The sequence below is a fragment of the Xanthobacter sp. SG618 genome (assembly GCF_012932745.1).
GTDB classification, from domain to species: domain Bacteria; phylum Pseudomonadota; class Alphaproteobacteria; order Rhizobiales; family Xanthobacteraceae; genus Xanthobacter; species Xanthobacter flavus.
In genome coordinates this window covers 1-14933 of record NZ_JABBHL010000011.1, presented here as the reverse complement: position 1 = coordinate 14933, position 14933 = coordinate 1, and the positions used below count along the sequence as shown (strand labels likewise).

The following is a 14933-nucleotide window of genomic DNA, read 5'->3' as shown; positions in this document are numbered from 1 at the left end:
CTCATTGTAGGTAAAAATTCCTACACCAATCATCCGCCCTTGCAAGAGGAGGCGGATAGAGACTGCAACCTACGTTTGTAGCGTATGGGGAGAAAAATTATTTAAACCAGATGTTTATCGGAACTAAGGTGCAGCTTCTCCATGTTCGCGTAATAGGAATTTATCCTCCTATCCCCAGCGCCGCTCCAGCATCGCCCGACATCAGGGAGGAGCGGCATGGCCGGTACGGATGGGAAGGGCAGACGGGCGCATGCCTTCGCGGCCGAGGCGGCCGAGACGCAGGTCGGGCGGTTGATGCGGGGGCTGGAGGTGTTCTGCGAGGGGCCGGCGGGCATCGCACGGGCGCTGCGCGCGGCGCGAAAGGCGGCGCGGGCCGGTGGCGTCGGCTATGATCCGGCGCGCCATGCGGCGCTGCTGCGGCTTCAGCGGCTTAAGCAAGATTGCGCCCGCGCCCCGGCCGGTGCCGGGGCGCGGGCAAAGGCTCAGAGGCCTTCGAACAGCGCGGTCGAGAGATAGCGCTCGGCGAAGGAGGGGACGATGGCGACGATGGTCTTGCCGGCCATGTCGTCACGCACCGCAAGCTCCAAGGCGGCCGCCACGGCGGCGCCGGAGGAGATGCCGCCGGGAATGCCTTCATAGCGGGCGAGGGCACGGGCGGTGTCGAAGGCGGTCTGGTTGCCCACCGTCACCACCTCGTCGATGATCGAGCGATCGAGCACCTCCGGCACGAAGCCGGCGCCGATGCCCTGGATCTTGTGCGGGCCGGGAGGGCCGCCGGAGAGAACCGGGGAATCCTCCGGCTCCACCGCGATCATCTTGAGCGAGGCCTTGCGGGGCTTCAGCACCTGGCCGATGCCGGTGATGGTGCCGCCGGTGCCGACGCCGGCCACCACCGCGTCCACCTTGCCGTTGGTGTCGTTCCAGATTTCCTCGGCCGTCGTGCGGCGGTGCACCTCGGGGTTCGCCTTGTTCTTGAACTGCTGGGGCATCACCGCCTTGGGCATCTCGGCGATGATCTGCTCGGCCCGCGACACGGCGCCCTTCATGCCGAGGTTGGCGGGGGTCAGCACCAGCTCGGCGCCGAGCAGGGTCAGCATCTTGCGGCGCTCGATGGACATGCTCTCGGGCATGACCAGGATGAGCCGGTAGCCTCGGGCCGCCGCGACGAAGGCGAGCGCGATGCCCGTGTTGCCGGAGGTCGGCTCCACCAGCACGGTGTCCGCATCGAGCGCGCCGGCCGCTTCCATCGCGTCGATCATGGCGACGCCGATGCGGTCCTTCACGCTACTGATGGGATTGAAGAATTCGAGCTTGGCGAGGATGTCCGCCTTGGCTCCGCGCAGCTCGGGCAACCGCTTGAGCCGCACCAGCGGCGTGTTGCCGATGGTCTCGGTGATGGAATCATAGACCCTGCCCCGGCCCACGAGGGGCGCGGAGGACACGATCTTGGCGGCAGGTTGTGCCATGGGCGATCTCCTTCTTGTCTTGTCTCGTCTGCTTCGGGCGGGCCTCCCGGCGCGCCGCGCTGCGTCCGGCACAAAAGGCGGGGCCTGTCCTCGCGGGTGGGGAACGCTCTACCTCGGGGGAACTCTCGAGCGCGGAAATAGAACCCTTTTCTGCCGCCGGGTCGATTCCGGCGTGCGTCCGGCCGGGCCGTCGCCGGCCCGGAGGCCGGTCTCAGATGGCGAAGTCGATCCTCTCGTGCTCCGAGCCGTGCCCCTTGTCGTCGGCGGCGCGGCACAGATCCTCGAGCGTCACGCCGTCGAGGGCGGTGTCGAACGTGTCCTCGGCGGCGGCCACGGCGGGCTGCACCACTTCCGTCACCAGCGGCGGAAGGATGATCTCCTTTTCCTCCTCGGCGCCTTCAACCACCCGCACGATCTCGGCGACCGACACCCGGCGGCGTTCCCGCGCCAGCTCGTAGCCGCCGCGCGGGCCCCGCACGCCCTTGAGGACGCCGGCATGGACAAGCGCCTGCAGCACCGGCTCCAGCCGGCGGGGGGGAAGTCCGTGGCGGGCGGCCAGCGCCTTGGCGGCAACCGGAGCGCCACGGGCGTGGACGGCCACATCCACCACGGCGGCGATGGCGAGGAGGCTCTTGTCGGAAAGGCGCGGCATCGGAGGGACGGCTTCCTTTAAGGGCGGGCGTCTCGAAAGGTGAAACTGCTCCCAGCCGTCCACCGACGGCTAAATCACGTGGAACCGAGGCCTGTGGATCCAAAACCACCGGAACCGCGTGCAGTTTCGCTCAATTCTCCGATTTCTTCCAGCATTATTTGAACCACAGGCGCCACGACGAGCTGCGCGATCCGCATGCCGCGGCTGATTTCCAGGGTCTCGCGGCCGTGGTTGACGAGCAGGACGGCGATCTCCCCCCGGTAGTCGCAATCCACGGTGCCCGGCGCATTCAACACGGTGACGCCGTGGTTCTTGGCGAGGCCCGAGCGCGGCCGCACCTGCGCCTCGTAGCCGTCCGGCAAGGCGATGGCGAAGCCGGTGGGGATGGCGGCGCGCGCGCCCGGCGCCAGCAGCAGCGGCGTGTCGGCCGGCAAAGCGCAGGCGAGGTCCATGCCGGCGGCGCCGGGGGTGGCATAAGCGGGCAGGGGGAGGCCTGCGGCGTGGGGCAGGCGCTGGATCTTCACAGGGGGCGTGGTCACGGATGGGTTCCCGAAAGTTCGGCGGCGATGCGGGCGACGAGGTCGCGGGCGACCTCGGCCTTGGTGGCCGAGGGCCAATCTTCCACGCCGGCGGCGGTGACAAGGTGCACGGTATTGCTGTCGCCCCCCATGATGCCGGTGGCGGGGGACACGTCATTGGCGACGATCCAGTCGCAGCCCTTGCGCAGGCGCTTGTCGCGCGCATGGGCCACCACCTGCTCGGTTTCCGCCGCGAAGCCGACCACCAAACGCGGGCGCAGGGTGTGGTGGCGCGAGACCGAGGCGAGGATGTCGGGATTCTCCACCAGCGTCAGGGTGGGCGCGCCGCCGCCGTCCTTCTTGATCTTCTGCTCCGACGCGTCGGCCACCCGCCAGTCGGCGACCGCCGCGGCGAAGACGGCGGCGTCCACCGGCAGGTTCTCTTCCACGGCGGCCAGCATGTCGCGGGCGCTCTCCACGTGAATCACGCGCACGCCCACGGGGTCCGCTGCCTCGGCCGGGCCGGAGACCAGCACCACCTCGGCGCCGGCGGCGCGGGCGGCGGCGGCGATCGCATGGCCCTGCTTGCCGGAGGAGCGATTGGCGATGTAGCGCACCGGATCGATGGGTTCGTGGGTCGGGCCCGAGGTGACGAGGATGCGGCGGCCCGCGAGCAGCCGCGACGCGCCGTCGTCGAAATGTGCCTCGATGGCGGCGAGAATCTCCATCGGCTCCGCCATGCGGCCCTCGCCGAACTCGCCGCGCTCGGCCATGGCACCCGAATTGGGGCCGACCACCGAAACCCCGTCCGCTTTGAGCTGGGCGACGTTGCGGCGTGTGGCGAGGTGCGACCACATGCGCGGGTTCATGGCGGGGGCAACGAGCACCGGCTTGTCGGTGGCGAGAAGGCAGGTGGTGGCGAGGTCGTCGGCGAGGCCGTGCGCCATGCGGGCGAGAAGATCGGCGGTGGCCGGCGCCACCACGAGGAGGTCCGCCTCCCGCGACAGCCGGATGTGGCCGATGTCGTGCTCCGCCGTCAGATCGAACAGGTCGGTGAACACCCGCTCGCCGGTGATGGCCCCGACCGACAGGGGTGTCACGAATCGCCCCGCCGCCTCGGTCATGATGGCGCGGACCGTGGCGCCGCGCTCCTTGAGGCGGCGCGCCAGATCGAGGCACTTGTATGCGGCAATGCCCCCTCCGATGAGGAGGAGGATGCGCTTGTCCTTCAGCATCGGCGGCTCCATTGCGTCGTCCCGCCGCAGTACAGCACGCAAGGGCCGCCATGCAACGCGCGCGCCTTGGAATGCCGGCCACATCGTGCTGCCGGTATACGGAATCCCGGTCTGCATCCCAGAGTAGTTCCGAGGTGTGCCGGTATCCGGCGATTGCATTGCCGGACCCTATGAATTGCCGAGTTGTCCGGTCGCCAAGAAACGTTCGAAGAAAATCGTGGCCAGCGGTACGATTACGCCCCGGCCGCCCGCCCCGCGTGCTGGCGCGGGGCGGGAATGACCATTAGAATCTGTCTCATGAGAGGTATCACGGGGCAGGTCGGGAACTCTGATGGGCTCGGAGGCGCTGAGGACGTTCGTCTCAGCGCGTTCGGCGGCGAATTCGTCGACAAGGCCACGGAGCAGCGGTTCCGTACGGCCTGCCTTGAAGAGACGCGGCGGCACGGGCGTCTCCTGTTCGCCGCCTCGGTCATCCTCAACGCCTTGTTCCTGATGAGCGACTGGCGATTCGCCGGGACCGCCCATTTCGTGGTGGCGGTGAGCGCGCGCTTCGGGGTGGTCACGCTGTCGCTGCTTTGCTTGGTGGCGGTCCAGATCGCGACCACGCCGGGGCGGATGACCGCCATCTATCTCGTCTGGCTCTGGGGCATATCGGCGGCCATAGCGGTGCTGGTGAGTTCGCACACCGACCTTGCCCTGTTCGTGGTGATGCTGCTGCCCACGGTCTTCTATCTGGCCGTGCCCATACCGTTCGGCTGGCTGGTGTCGGGAGGCTTCGGGGCGAGCGCCCTGTTGCTCTACGGCTATCTCGACCGGTCGGCGGGCTGGCAGGTGGGGGTGGGCCTCGCCCTCGCGGTCGCCGTGCTCAACACCATGCTGGCGCTCATCGCCGCCCGCGCCAACCGCACGGAGCGGCGCTTCTGGTCTGTGGTGCGGGCCGAGCGGGAGGCGAACGAGAAGCTGCGCGCCAGCGAGGACATCCTGGAGAACACCTTCCAGGCCGTGCCGATTCCGCTGGTCGTGGCGCGGCTGGAAGACGGCCGGCACATCAAGTCCAACGAGGCCGCGCGTCGCTTCTATGGCGGGACGCTCGACCTGCCCGATGCCGGGGGCCTGTGCGAGGCCAGCCTCGGCGGGGAGGGGGCCCTGTCGCTTCGCGATCGCCTGCGCCGCGACGGCATCGCCACCGAGTTCGAGACCACGGTGACGCTCGCCGACGGCGAGGAGCGGCAGGTCGTGATGGCGGCCGCGGTGACGCGCTCCGGCCCCTCGCCCAATCTCGTCGCCGCTTTGGTTGACGTCACCGACCGCCGCGCCGCCGAGCGCCGGGCGCGCTATGCGGCGAGCCACGATGCCCTCACCGGCCTGCCCAACCGCTCCGCCTTCCACGAGGGGCTGGAAGCCGCGCTGGCCCGTCGCAAGCCGGGGCAGGGCATCTGCGTGCTGCTCCTGGATCTCGACGGGCTCAAGGACGTCAACGACACCCTGGGCCATGATGCCGGCGACGCCGTGCTGATGGAGACGGCGCACCGGCTCGACGCCCTCGTCGACCAGCCCGCTCTCATCGCCCGGCTCGGCGGCGACGAGTTCGTCTGCGCCATCGAGGGGCCGGACCCCATTGGGCTCGGCCGGCGTGTCGCCCAGAGCATCCTCGCCGAGCTGCGTCGGCCGCTGCTGCATGCCGGCCGCCACTTTTCCACCCGCGCGAGCGTCGGCATCGCCGTGTGTCCCGAGCACGATTGCTCATATGGCGAGCTGATGAAGGACGCCGACCTCGCCCTCTATGCCGCCAAGCAGCAGGGCCGCAATCGCGTGGTCGTCTACGCGCCGGCCATGCGTCAGGCGGTGCTGGAGCGGGTGGCGCTGAACCGGGCGATGATCGGCGCCCTCGCCGACGACGAGATCGTGCCCTACTACCAGCCCAAGGTGTCGCTCGTGACCGGGCAGCTCGCCGGGGTGGAGGCGCTGGTACGCTGGCGGCGCTCGCCGCACAGCATCCTCTCGCCCTCGGCCTTCGAGGCGGCGCTGTCGGATCCCGAACTCGCGGTGCTGATCGGCGAGCGCATGGTGCGCCGGGTGGCGAGCGACGTGCGCGGCTGGATCGAGCTGGGCTACGATTGCGGCCGCGTCGCCATCAACCTCGCGCCCGCCCAGTTCACCAACCGCGACCTCGCGCCCACTTTGCTGCGCCAGTTCCACGCCGCGGGCGTGGAGCCGTCGCATTTCGACGTGGAGATCACCGAGACCGTCTTTCTCGGCCGCAGCTCCGACCACGTGGCGCCGATTCTCGACGAACTGAACCGCGCGGGCGTGCGGGTGGCCCTCGACGATTTCGGCACGGGCTATGCCGGCCTCATCCACCTCAAGCAATTGCCCATCGACACCATCAAGATCGACCAGAGCTTCGTGAAGGACATCGAACGCGATGCCTTCGACACCGCCATCGTCTGCGCGGTGATCGAGCTCGGCCGCAAGCTGGGCATGCGGGTGGTGGCGGAGGGGCTGGAGACGGCGGGGCAGGCGCGGTTCCTGCGCGACAACGGCTGCGAGCTGGCGCAGGGATTCCTGTTCTTCCGTCCGCTGGCCGCACCGGAAATGACGGACCTGCTGCGGGCCGAGCGCCCGGACACCGCCGCTGCGCGCCTCGCTTTGTTCGAGGCGAACTGAACGCGCCGGCGAACGGAAGGGAACGCCGTACCCGCGTCCTCTTCGCTGCACTGCGAAAGGCAGTGTGCGGAAAGTTGCGGCAAGAAGAGCCGCGATGATTTCGCAGCGCGAAATCTTTTTGCCGGCGAGACGGCCAATTCGTCCCTTCTCTGACAAGCGGACGCCCAACTCACGCCGGAAATGGCCAAGTTGTCGCAGCAAAGACGACAATTGGTCAGCAGGTGCTCAAACAAGCATCAAATCTTGCCCTCACCTTGGGCACGACATGAGAATGAAACTAAATCAAAGTGTCGCTAATCAGACAAAAATGGGTGGGGACGGTGCCTGGGGTGATGGAGAGAGCACCATGGTTCAGCAGGAAGCGTTGCAAATCGAGCGCGAGCAGCCTCGATCTCATGTGCCCCTCGTTTCACTGAGCGACGTGGCTCTGACCGGGATCTACGAGATCTCGAAGATTCTCACGGCCCCGAATCGTCTCGAAACCACGCTGTCGAGCGTGGTTAATCTTCTGTCGTCCTTCATGCAGATGCGCCACGGCGTGATTTCGCTGCTCGAAGACGACGGCATTCCCGACATCACTGTCGGCGGCGGCTGGAACGAAGGCACCGATGCGCGCTACCGCGCGCGCCTGCCGGAGAAGGCCATCGGACAGGTGATCGCGACCGCCGTGCCGCTGATCGCCGAGAATGTCGCCTCCCATCCCGCTTTCAGCGAGGCGGACGCGCAGGCGCTCGGCGCCAGCGAAGACTCGCGCGTGTCCTTCATCGGCGTGCCGATCCGCGTCGCGTCCCGGGTCATCGGCACGCTCACCATCGACCGCGTGTGGGACGGCCGCTCCGTGTTCCGGCTCGATTCCGACGTGCGCTTCCTCACCATGGTGGCGAACCTTATCGGCCAAACGGTCCAGCTCCATCGCGTCGTCTCGCGCGACCGCGAGCGGCTGATGGCGGAAAGCGGACGCCTGCAGAAGGAGCTGTCGGAGCTGAAGCCGACGAGCGCCGGTCGCGAGCGCAAGCGCGTCTATGTGGACGGCATCATCGGCGACAGCCGCGAGATCCGCGGGCTGCTCGACAAGATCATGATCGTCGCCAAGTCCCATTCGCCGGTGCTGCTGCGCGGGGAATCGGGCACCGGCAAGGAGCTGATCGCCAAAGCCATCCACGAGCTCTCGCCCCGCGCCAAGGGGCCCTTCATCAAGCTCAACTGCGCCGCCTTGCCCGAATCCGTTCTGGAATCCGAGCTGTTCGGCCACGAGAAGGGGGCCTTCACCGGCGCCGTCGGCGCCCGCAAGGGCCGCTTCGAACTCGCTGACAAGGGCACGCTCTTCCTCGACGAGATCGGCGAGATCTCCCCTTCCTTTCAGGCGAAGCTGCTGCGCGTGCTGCAGGAGCAGGAGTTCGAGCGGGTCGGCGGCAGCCACACCCTGAAGGTGAACGTGCGCGTCGTCGCCGCCACCAACAAGAACCTCGAAGAGGCGGTGGCCAAGAACGAGTTCCGCGCCGACCTTTATTACCGCATCAGCGTGATCCCGGTGATCGTGCCCTCCCTGCGCGACCGGCGTGGCGACATCCCGCTCCTGGCCAACGAATTCCTCGACCGCTTCAATCGCGAGAACGGCCGCGACCTGCACTTCAATCAGGACGCCATGGACGTGCTGATGGGCTGCGGCTTCCCCGGCAATGTGCGCGAGCTGGAGAATTGCGTGCAGCGAACCGCCACCCTTGCGCAGGGCGGCTCCATCGTCGGTGACGACTTCGCGTGTCGTCACAACGAATGCCTGTCGGCGCTCCTGTGGCGCAGCCCGGCGGATGCGCCGCAGACGCGCCGGCCGATGGAAATCCCCCTGCCGGTGATGCCGCCGCTGTCCGCGATCAGCGGCGAGGCGGCCAATTCCAACACGGTGCCGCGCCTGCCGCCGCTGACCGTGCCGGTGCCGACACCCGCCCCCGCCGTGCCGGTGCGAGCCGCTGTCCTGGACGAGGAAATGTCCGAGCGCGAGCGCCTGGTGGACGCCATGGAGCGGGCCGGCTGGGTTCAGGCCAAGGCCGCGCGACTGCTCGGCCTCACGCCCCGCCAGATTGGCTACGCCCTCAAGAAGCACGACATCGAGATCAAGCGCTTCTGATTTTCGCCGGCCGCCGTCTTTGCTCCTTGGGGCCTTGAACCGAAACAAGCCCTCTCCGCCCCGCGGGGAGGGCTTTTTCGTGCCCGCGCGAAGTGGCCGCCGATCTGGCCCGGGGCTCCGGACACGGACGCGCGCGGTGTCGCACTTGCGACACCTTGTCGGGTGAACGACAGCGGTCCGCGACTCTGACCCGTAAGAATAACAATTAAAAATCAAGCTCTTGCCCGATGGCACGTTGCTTGAAAGAGGGTCTGCGCCTGCCAATCTGCACAGTGCGGAGCTAGCCCATGGCCTACAAGATCGTCGCGTCCCAGTGCACCGTCTGCGGTGCCTGCGAGTTCGAGTGCCCGAATGCTGCCATCAGCCTCAAGCGGGACATGTATGTGATCGACCCCAAGAAGTGCACGGAGTGCGAAGGGCATTTCGACAAGCCCCAGTGCGCCGTGGTCTGCCCGGTGGAGAATACCTGCGTCCCGGCATGACACCCGGCGGCGCCCGCCGTTTGCAGGCCTGGGGCCGTGCCTGAGGGTGCGGCGGGAGGGCCCGCTCCGGCGGCGCCGCGGTGGGGATGCCGGCCCGATCGGCTCCGCACGGACCCATCCTTGCTGGTCCCGGCGGGCATTCCCTCCACCGAATACGAGATCGGGGCCGTCCGGGCTCCGCTCCCAACCCCCCTGCGCGCGGCGCCCGGCGCCGCAGCCTGACAGTTGAACGGAGGACCAGATGGCGGCCGTACAGGACACAGTCGAACAGGTTCGCTCCATCGACGTCGACCAGTACAAATACGGATTCGAGACCAATATCGAATCCGAGAAGGCGCCGAAGGGGCTCTCCGAAGAGGTGATCCGCTTCATCTCGGCCAAGAAGGAAGAGCCGGAGTGGATGCTGCAGTGGCGCCTCGACGCCTACGCCCGCTGGCTCACCATGCAGGAGCCGGAGTGGGCGCGCGTCAGCTACCCGCAGATCGACTTCCAGGACCTCTATTATTATTCGCAGCCCAAGAAGTTCAAGGCGCCGAAGTCGCTGGACGAGGTCGATCCGGAAATCCTGAAGACGTATGAAAAGCTCGGAATTCCGCTGCGCGAGCAGGTGATTCTCGCCGGCGTCGAAATTCCCGAGGGCGAGCGGCCGAAGATCGCCGTGGACGCGGTGTTCGACAGCGTGTCGGTGGCCACCACCTTCAAGGAGGAGCTGAAGGCCGCGGGCGTGATCTTCATGCCCATCTCCGAGGCCCTGCGCGAGCATCCCGATCTGGTGAAGCAGTATCTGGGCAGCGTGGTGCCGGCGACCGACAATTATTATGCGACGTTGAACCAGGCGGTGTTCTCGGACGGCTCGTTCGTCTACATCCCGCCGGGCGTGCGCTGCCCGATGGAGTTGTCCACCTACTTCCGCATCAACGAGAAGAATACGGGACAGTTCGAGCGCACCCTCATCATCGCGGACAAGGGCTCCTACGTCTCCTATCTCGAAGGCTGCACCGCGCCCATGCGCGACGAGAACCAGCTGCACGCCGCCGTGGTGGAGCTGGTCGCCCTCGATGACGCCGAGATCAAGTATTCAACCGTCCAGAACTGGTACCCCGGCGATGCCGAGGGCAAGGGCGGCATCTACAATTTCGTGACCAAGCGCGGCGACTGCCGCGGCAAGAATTCCAAGATTTCCTGGACGCAGGTGGAAACCGGCTCGGCCATCACCTGGAAGTATCCGAGCTGCGTGCTGCGCGGCGAGGGCTCTTCCGGCGAGTTCTACTCCATCGCCATTTCCAACGGCCGCCAGCAGGTGGATTCCGGCACCAAGATGATCCATCTCGGCAAGAACACCACGAGCCGGATCATCTCCAAGGGCATCTCGGCCGGCGGGTCCAACAACACCTATCGCGGCCTCGTCTCGGCCCACCGCAAGGCGGCCGGGGCCCGCAACTTCACCAATTGCGACTCGCTCCTCATCGGCGACCTCTGCGGCGCACACACCGTGCCCTATATCGAGGCGAAAAACCCCACGGCGCAGTTCGAGCACGAGGCGACCACCTCGAAGATCTCGGAAGACATGCTGTTCTACTGCATGCAGCGCGGCCTCTCGCAGGAAGATGCCGTCGCGCTCGTGGTGAATGGCTTCGTCCGGGACGTGCTCCAGCAGCTTCCCATGGAGTTCGCCGTCGAGGCGCAGAAGCTCATCTCCATCAGCCTGGAAGGCAGCGTCGGCTGACGCCGCCTTCCCTTCCTTGTGTTCAGGTCGCGTCGCCGGGCAACAATAACCAAAGGATCTTCACCATGGCTCCCCTTCTCGAAATCAAGGACCTCCATGCCGAGATCGCTGGGGGGCGCAAGATCATCAACGGGATGAACCTCACCATCAATCCCGGTGAGGTGCATGCCATCATGGGGCCGAACGGCGCCGGCAAGTCCACCCTCTCCTATGTCCTCTCCGGCAAGCCGGGCTACGAGATCACCGGCGGCGAGGTCATCTTCCGGGGCGTGAACCTGCTCGATCTGTCGCCCGACGAGCGTGCAGCGCAGGGCCTGTTCCTCTGCTTCCAGTATCCTCTGGAAATCCCCGGCGTCTCCAACATGGCGTTCCTGCACACCGCGGTGAACAGCCAGCGCAAGAAGCGCGGCGAGGCGGAGCTGACCTCCCCCGAACTGGTGCGCAAGGTGCGCGAGCTGGGCAAGACGCTTGGCATCGACGCCGACATGCTCAAGCGCCCGGTGAACGTGGGCTTCTCCGGCGGCGAGAAGAAGCGCAACGAGACCCTGCAGATGATGCTGCTGGAGCCCTATTTCTGCGTGCTGGACGAGGCGGATTCGGGCCTCGACATCGACGCGCTCAAGGTGGTCTCCAACGGCGTCAACGCGCTGCGCTCGCCCGAGCGTTCCATGCTGGTCATCACCCACTACCAGCGCCTGCTCGATTACATCGTGCCGGACGTGGTGCACGTGTTCAATGCCGGCCGCATCGTCCACACCGGCGGCAAGGAGCTGGCGCTGGAGCTCGAGGCCACCGGCTACGCCCAGTACCAGAGCGAGGCCGCGTGATGGCCACGCCAGCTCCGGCACTCGTCCGCCCCATGAAGACCGGCGCCGAACTGGCGCTGGCCGAGACCTTCGCCGCCGTCCGCGCCAGCTTGCCCGGCGGTCCCGACGTGGCGGCCCAGCGCACTGCGGCCTTCGACACCTTCGCCGATGCGGGCCTGCCGCACCGCCGGGTCGAAAGCTGGAAATACACCGACCTGCGCGCCCTGATGCGCGACGCCAAGCCCCTCGCGCCGCTGCCGGACGCGGATGCCAAGGCGAAGGCGGTGGCCGCCGGCAGCCTGTTCTCCACGCTCGGTTTCCGCCGCCTCGTGGTGGTGAACGGCACCTTCGTGCCGGAGCTGTCCGACCTTTCGGATCTGGAGCCCGGCCTCACCATCGCCTCCATGGCCGATGCGCTGGCCGATCCGGCGGGCCTTCCTGCAAGCTACCTCGGCCGCACCGTTGCCTCGTCGGATGCCGTACTCGCCCTCAACACCGCGCTCATGGGCGACGGCGTGGTGGTCCACGTTGCCGCCGGCGCGTCGATCCCGCGGCCGGTGGAGCTGGTGTTCGTGACCACGGCCGAGACCCCGGTGGCCGCCTTCACGCGTTCGCTGGTCGTGGTGGAAGACGGCGCCAGCCTCTCTCTCGTCGAGAGTCACGAAGGACCTGCTGGCATCGCCTATCAGGTCAATACGGCGCTGGAGCTGGTGGTGGGTGCCGGCGCGACCTTCGAGCGCGTCAAGGTGACGACCGAAGGCAGCGACGCCGTTCATCTCGCCACGATGCTGGCGAAGGTGGGCGCCGACGCGCGCTTCTCCAACACCTTCTTCACCACCGGCGGCGCCGTGGTGCGCAACCAGCTTCTGCTGCATCTCGCGGGCGAGAACGTGAAGGCCCACATGGGCGGCGTGAGCCTGCTCGCGGGCAAGCAGCACGCCGACACCATGCTCTCCGTCGATCATGCGGCGCCGGCCGGCGAAAGCCGCGAGTCCTTCCGCGCGGTGCTGGACGGCGCCTCCCAGGACATCTTCCAGGGCAAGATCGCCGTGCGCCAGGCGGCGCAGAAGACCGACGCCCGCATGCTCAGCCGCGCGCTGCTGCTGACCGAGACGGCGGAATCCTGCAACAAGCCGGAGCTGGAGATCTTTGCCGACGACGTGCAGTGCGGCCACGGCTGCACCACCGGCACGCTCGACCAGCAGATCAAGTTCTATCTCATGGCCCGCGGCATTCCCGCCAAGGAGGCCGAGGCGCTGCTCATCCAGGCCTTCGTCGGCGAGGTGATCGACGCCATCGGCGAGGAGGGCATCCGCACCGCCCTCGCCGAGGCGACGCGCGCCTGGTTGTTGGGTCGGGAGTGAACCAATGACCGTCCCTCAGTCGGCCGCCCTTCACCCCGCGGTCTCGAACGGTTCCTACGATGTGATGCGCGTGCGCGAGGATTTCCCGATCCTCGACCTCAAGGTCAACGGCAAGCCGCTTGTCTATCTCGACAACGGCGCCTCGGCGCAGAAGCCGAAGGCGGTGCTCGACCGCATCCAGCAGGTCTACACGTCCGAATATGCCAACGTGCATCGTGGCCTGCACTATCTCGCCAATGCGGCGACCGAGGCCTATGAGGGCGGCCGCCACGCGGTGCAGCGCTTCCTCAACGCCGCGCGGCCGGAAGAGATCATCTTCACCCGCAGCGCCACCGAGGCGATCAACCTCGTCGCCGCCACCTTCGGCAAGACCCGGATCAAGGAGGGCGACGAGATCGTCCTCTCCATCATGGAGCACCACGCCAATATCGTGCCGTGGCACTTCCTGCGGGAGAACCAGGGCGCGGTGCTGAAGTGGGCGCCGGTGGACGACGAGGGCAACTTCCTGCTCGACGAATTCGAGAAGCTGCTCACGGACCGCACCAAGCTGGTGGCCATCACGCAGATGTCCAACGTGCTGGGCACCACTGTCCCGGTGAAGGAGGTGGTGAAGATCGCCCACGCGCGCGGCATTCCCGTGCTGGTGGACGGCTCCCAGGGCGCGGTCCACCTCGATGTGGACGTGCAGGACATCGACTGCGACTTCTACATCATCACCGGCCACAAGCTGTATGGCCCCACGGGCATCGGCGCGCTATACGGCAAGTATGAGCATCTCGAGGCCATGCCGCCCTTCAACGGCGGCGGCGAGATGATCCGGGTGGTCCGGCAGGATTCCGTTACCTATGGCGATCCGCCCCACCGCTTCGAGGCCGGCACGCCGGCCATCGTGCAGGCCGCGGGTCTGGGGGCTGCGCTGGACTACATCCAGTCCATCGGCAAGGCGCGCATCCGTGCCCATGAGAACGAGTTGTGCCGGTATGCGCAGGAGCGGCTGGGCGAGCTGAACTCGGTGCGCATCATCGGCACGGCCAAGGAGAAGGGCGCCATCATCTCGTTCGAGATCGCCGGGGCCCATGCCCATGACTTCGCGACGCTCATCGACAATGACGGCATCGCGGTGCGGGCCGGCACCCATTGCGCCATGCCGCTCCTGGAGCGGTTCGGCGTCGCGGCCACCTGCCGCGCCTCGTTCGGCCTCTACAACACGCGCGAGGAAGTGGACCGCTTCGTCGCGGCGCTGAGCAAGGCGCAGGCCCTGATCGGCTGAGGCCGACGCCCTCGAGCGCAAGGTCTCTGCTTCACGCACAGCAACGGGTCGGCTTCGCCGGCCCGTTTTGCGTTGGGGGAGGCTCCCGTCGAGGGACAAGGTCGAAAATGCGACATGCGGCCGGGAGCGGCGATTGTCGGCTTTCGACAGGGGGGCGGGCGGGGCCGGCAGTGTCCTGTTTCAAACAGCCCTAAACTGGCATGTCGGCCGTCAAAACACGTGTGTCGGGTTCTGAACATGCCTGTATGTCGTCCGCAAGATGTTGATTTTAATAAATAAAATCTCCTGAAAATCGCTGGCATAGACGTTGCTAGATCACTGTCAGGCGCCAGGCTGCTGGCTGGTGGGCTCCGGAAGGGCCCCGTCCGCATCCGCGCCGGAGTGCAACGTCCCCGGGTCCGTCTGCGTGCCCCGCAGCGGTCCGGAGACCACCGAATCCTCGTTTGAAGGTTTCGAAGGAGAGCAAGATGGCTTCGCTGCGACAGATCGCGTTTTACGGCAAGGGTGGCATCGGCAAGTCCACCACGTCCCAGAACACGCTTGCGGCCCTGACCGAGCTTGGTCAGCGCATCCTCATCGTGGGCTGCGACCCGAAGGCGGACTCGACCCGCCTGATCCTGCA

General features: G+C 67.0%; 12 protein-coding genes. 8 read left to right on the top strand and 4 right to left on the bottom strand.

Going from position 1 to position 14933, the window contains the following annotated elements; genetic code table 11:
* Window positions 1-482 precede the first annotated feature (482 nt).
* The 4 genes from cysK to coaBC all read right to left on the bottom strand — a co-directional run bounded on the left by cysK (window position 483) and on the right by coaBC (window position 3871).
* On the bottom strand, window positions 483-1466 hold the full coding sequence (gene cysK, locus FHT36_RS22945; RefSeq protein ID WP_169124788.1) for a cysteine synthase A: 984 nt from the start codon (window positions 1464-1466) through the stop codon (window positions 483-485).
* A 211-nt stretch (window positions 1467-1677) separates the two neighbouring features.
* Window positions 1678-2118 carry an Rrf2 family transcriptional regulator gene (locus tag FHT36_RS22940; protein ID WP_024281083.1) on the bottom strand — a complete coding sequence of 147 codons (441 nt, stop codon included), beginning with the start codon at window positions 2116-2118 and terminating at the stop codon, window positions 1678-1680.
* Window positions 2119-2192: 74 nt separating this feature from the next.
* Entirely contained in the window at window positions 2193-2657 is a 465-nt protein-coding gene (gene dut, locus FHT36_RS22935; protein WP_169124787.1) for a dUTP diphosphatase, read from the bottom strand.
* Entirely contained in the window at window positions 2654-3871 is a 1218-nt protein-coding gene (gene coaBC, locus FHT36_RS22930) for a bifunctional phosphopantothenoylcysteine decarboxylase/phosphopantothenate--cysteine ligase CoaBC (protein ID WP_169124786.1), read from the bottom strand. The genes dut and coaBC overlap by 4 nt, the downstream gene beginning before the upstream one ends.
* Window positions 3872-4168: 297 nt before the next feature.
* Here coaBC and FHT36_RS22925 point away from each other — a divergent pair, with 297 nt between their 5' ends.
* From FHT36_RS22925 to FHT36_RS22890, 8 genes are all read left to right on the top strand, one after another.
* A complete protein-coding gene (locus FHT36_RS22925; protein WP_169124785.1) occupies window positions 4169-6538 on the top strand; it encodes a bifunctional diguanylate cyclase/phosphodiesterase in 2370 nt (789 codons plus the stop codon).
* Between the two features lie 346 nt (window positions 6539-6884).
* Window positions 6885-8663 (top strand): nif-specific transcriptional activator NifA, encoded by a 1779-nt coding sequence (gene nifA / locus FHT36_RS22920; RefSeq protein ID WP_169124784.1) that lies wholly within the window; start codon window positions 6885-6887, stop codon window positions 8661-8663.
* Between the two features lie 287 nt (window positions 8664-8950).
* Window positions 8951-9145 (top strand): 4Fe-4S binding protein, encoded by a 195-nt coding sequence (locus FHT36_RS22915; protein WP_029555939.1) that lies wholly within the window; start codon window positions 8951-8953, stop codon window positions 9143-9145.
* A gap of 241 nt (window positions 9146-9386) precedes the next feature.
* On the top strand, window positions 9387-10871 hold the full coding sequence (gene sufB, locus FHT36_RS22910) for a Fe-S cluster assembly protein SufB (RefSeq protein WP_169124783.1): 1485 nt from the start codon (window positions 9387-9389) through the stop codon (window positions 10869-10871).
* Between the two features lie 65 nt (window positions 10872-10936).
* Complete coding sequence (gene sufC, locus FHT36_RS22905) at window positions 10937-11698, top strand: Fe-S cluster assembly ATPase SufC (RefSeq protein WP_169124782.1); 762 nt, start codon at window positions 10937-10939, stop codon at window positions 11696-11698.
* Entirely contained in the window at window positions 11698-13041 is a 1344-nt protein-coding gene (sufD, locus tag FHT36_RS22900) for a Fe-S cluster assembly protein SufD (RefSeq protein WP_169124781.1), read from the top strand. The genes sufC and sufD overlap by 1 nt, the downstream gene beginning before the upstream one ends.
* A gap of 4 nt (window positions 13042-13045) precedes the next feature.
* On the top strand, window positions 13046-14311 hold the full coding sequence (locus tag FHT36_RS22895) for a cysteine desulfurase (protein WP_169124780.1): 1266 nt from the start codon (window positions 13046-13048) through the stop codon (window positions 14309-14311).
* 467 nt (window positions 14312-14778) lie between these two features.
* Window positions 14779-14933 (top strand): AAA family ATPase (locus FHT36_RS22890; RefSeq protein ID WP_169124597.1); only part of this gene is annotated, 155 nt, incomplete at its 3' end.

What these genes read in the sequence shown, in the direction of transcription:
- cysK (WP_169124788.1), bottom strand. Translation starts at nt 1,466, where the DNA reads ATGGCACAACCTGCCGCCAAGATCGTGTCCTCCGCGCCCCTCGTGGGC.
- FHT36_RS22925 (WP_169124785.1), top strand. Translation starts at nt 4,169, where the DNA reads ATGAGAGGTATCACGGGGCAGGTCGGGAACTCTGATGGGCTCGGAGGC.
- FHT36_RS22940 (WP_024281083.1), bottom strand. Translation starts at nt 2,118, where the DNA reads ATGCCGCGCCTTTCCGACAAGAGCCTCCTCGCCATCGCCGCCGTGGTG.
- FHT36_RS22895 (WP_169124780.1), top strand. Translation starts at nt 13,046, where the DNA reads ATGACCGTCCCTCAGTCGGCCGCCCTTCACCCCGCGGTCTCGAACGGT.
- FHT36_RS22915 (WP_029555939.1), top strand. Translation starts at nt 8,951, where the DNA reads ATGGCCTACAAGATCGTCGCGTCCCAGTGCACCGTCTGCGGTGCCTGC.
- nifA (WP_169124784.1), top strand. Translation starts at nt 6,885, where the DNA reads ATGGTTCAGCAGGAAGCGTTGCAAATCGAGCGCGAGCAGCCTCGATCT.
- coaBC (WP_169124786.1), bottom strand. Translation starts at nt 3,871, where the DNA reads ATGCTGAAGGACAAGCGCATCCTCCTCCTCATCGGAGGGGGCATTGCC.
- sufC (WP_169124782.1), top strand. Translation starts at nt 10,937, where the DNA reads ATGGCTCCCCTTCTCGAAATCAAGGACCTCCATGCCGAGATCGCTGGG.
- sufB (WP_169124783.1), top strand. Translation starts at nt 9,387, where the DNA reads ATGGCGGCCGTACAGGACACAGTCGAACAGGTTCGCTCCATCGACGTC.
- sufD (WP_169124781.1), top strand. Translation starts at nt 11,698, where the DNA reads ATGGCCACGCCAGCTCCGGCACTCGTCCGCCCCATGAAGACCGGCGCC.